Annotated in this window: 3 protein-coding genes; 1 reads left to right on the forward strand and 2 read right to left on the reverse strand. The window is 38.2% G+C overall.

Annotated features, from left to right (window positions below):
• Positions 1–322 precede the first annotated feature (322 nt).
• Positions 323–1012 (reverse strand): hypothetical protein, encoded by a 690-nt coding sequence (locus tag JWH17_RS22990; protein ID WP_205225041.1) that lies wholly within the window; start codon positions 1010–1012, stop codon positions 323–325.
• 349 nt (positions 1013–1361) lie between these two features.
• Between JWH17_RS22990 and JWH17_RS22995 the strand changes: the two genes are divergently transcribed.
• Positions 1362–2261 (forward strand): sulfite exporter TauE/SafE family protein, encoded by a 900-nt coding sequence (locus JWH17_RS22995; protein WP_205225042.1) that lies wholly within the window; start codon positions 1362–1364, stop codon positions 2259–2261.
• Positions 2262–2488: 227 nt separating this feature from the next.
• Here the strand turns inward: JWH17_RS22995 and JWH17_RS23000 are convergent.
• The coding region (locus tag JWH17_RS23000; RefSeq protein WP_205225043.1) for a hypothetical protein at positions 2489–2671 on the reverse strand (183 nt) is incomplete at its 5' end.

The following is a 2671-nucleotide window of genomic DNA, read 5'->3' on the forward strand; positions in this document are numbered from 1 at the left end:
TAGTACGTCTTGGCGTATACCTGTTGTTTCGGTCATCGAGTCCTCCTTTTTCTTTGTTGAAAAAACAGGATGTTAATGACCGCATTATAACACTTTATGCGGTTTTCACTTTGTTACGTATAAACAGGAATAAGGTACACTTGAGTAAATTACTCTCAAGCCTGACAGGACAGTAGACAACTTCCCCCCTGACGGATTATAGGAAACAATATCTTTTATGTGGCAACATTAACCATATAGCTTGAGAACTGAGTCAGTTCCCCGCAAAAGATTATTTCAGAAAAAGATAATGGTGACAGGTTTGATGTCCACTATTGACGACCTACCTCAATTCGATGGTATCATGAGAAGGATCTTTGATCCAGGCTGGGGGCTCCTGTTCAATTAACTTCGCAATTTTCTCTATCATTTCTTTGGTTGTCTTTACCGATCTCACTGCGTCTTCAATGGTAAGTCCTAATGACTTATAAACATCGACTTCTCCATTCTTAATATCATACGGGATCTTTTGTCCTTTATCGTGAACCAGGGCATTTTTTATTTTTATTAATTCTGAAAAATTTTGAAATGGCTTCTGATCGGGAACAAAACCCTTTTTACTAAGAAAAAGGGGAAGTAAAAGCCATTTTTCTTCTAAAGAAAATTTTTCAAAATACTCAATTTTACTTTTAATTAACAAAGTTTGAGCAGTCTTGTTTATATATCTTTCCAGCACAGCAATACAAAATATATGTGTAGCAGCTGTAGCTTGAAGGAAAATCCTTGAAGGCTCTTTATTCTTATTTTTTTCCCCTTCAACGTAAGTCACATTATTATTGCTACATTCAGTATCTATTTCACCTTCACAGTTCCATACCTCGTACTTGTCCAGCCAAGAATTTGAAACCAATTCAGATATTTTTTTATTTGAATTTTCGTTGTTCTTTATTGCAATAAAACAATTGGTTAATGCTGATTGAAAGAACATTTCACTGACATCCAATGTACTGAAAGATCGAAATTCTTTAATCACTGTTACAATCCCTGATTTCAATTTTATGCAAATAGGGGCCTCCAGCGAGTTTATCGAAGAAGTCCCATGGGGCGGATAATTTATAAAATTTAGGATTTGTCGTTCTTGTTTGCAGGTTCTTATCGTTATAAAATATTACATTTCAAATGGTTGCGTCTTCGTATTGTTTTCAAATCCGGAATCTTTTACAAAAGGAAGTGAAGCTACAGTCCATTGTTGGGTTGCATTTATATTGACATAATCACCTCTGTATGAGTTATATACTTACCAATAATAACAGAGAATTACAGCTATATTGTAAAGTAAATATTTCATGACACGATAATTCCATCGACACAAGGGATAAGGCATGTTTTTTCCAGTATCGGGAGTCGAAGTAAATCCATGCACGCCTTTCATTGTCGCATTTATTGTTTCTTTTTTTACTTCCATGGGCGGGGTTTCCGGTGCATTTCTTTTGCTTCCTTTCCAGGTAAGCGTTTTAGGTTACACAACTCCATCTGTCAGTAGCACCAATCAGCTCTATAATATTATTGCAACACCAAGTGGTGTTTACCGATACATAAAAGAAAAACGAATGCTATGGCCTTTGACCTGGGCCGTTATCATTGGCACATTACCAGGCGTTTTTATCGGTGCTTGGGTTCGTATCAAATATTTGCCCGACCCTAAAAATTTTAAGCTATTTGTAGGTACGGTTCTTTGTTACATTGGTTGCCAACTTTTTTTGGATATAACCAAAAAAAAAGTACCCAAAAAGGGTTCGAACCCGCTTCAAGCAGCAAGAGATGAATCTACCATAAGAATGGTTACCTCAAACATTAAACAAGTGGTATTCACCTTCGGGGGGCAAACACATACTTTTTCCACTCTTGCTGTTTATGCGGTTTGTTTTCTTGTAGGTGTTGTCGGGGGGATATATGGAATTGGAGGTGGAGCAATTGTGGCCCCCTTCTTTGTGGTGATTATCGGTTTGCCGGTACACGTTGTGGCAGGGGCTGCATTAATGGGAACTTTTATCACATCTGTTGCCGGTGTAGCTTTTTATCAGTACTTTTCCTTGATTTACTCAGATGGTGCTGTTGCACCTGATTGGGCATTAGGTCTCTTGTTTGGTTGTGGTGGATTTTGTGGGATGTATTTAGGAGCTAGGGTTCAGAAATTTGTATCAGGAAGAGCTATTAAAAGTATACTTTGTGGTTGCGTACTTTTTGTATCTGCCAAATACATCGGTGGTTATTTCCTCTAAAGTCAGTAAAAATCGGCCAAAATATCTAATCCCAAGATTCAAGACCTTTGCCCATTAGTAGTGTTTTTCTCTCCGGCCAGATTCTCTATCCATCTCCCAAAAAACAACATATCCATTGCCAATCTTTTCCCCTTAATAAAAACTCGAGACAAGATTCTTCCAAATAAGGCCAGTATAGTCTGTTGTTTCGTCAGGTTTACCTTATTCCTGTTATGTTGCGAGTCGAGCTATCCTATTGAAATAATAATGTTTTTACGCCGAATTGTCCGAAAGCTAATTTGTTTGAGTATTCCAGAGCAATCCGGCCACTGATTCCAGGGGATTCCGGCCGGTGATTCCATTTCATTCCGGCCACCCATTCCAATTGATTCCGGCCAGGGATTCCATTCGATTCCGGCCATCGTTTTCGG

This window comes from Desulfogranum marinum, from assembly GCF_016918565.1.
GTDB lineage: Bacteria > Desulfobacterota > Desulfobulbia > Desulfobulbales > Desulfobulbaceae > Desulfogranum > Desulfogranum marinum.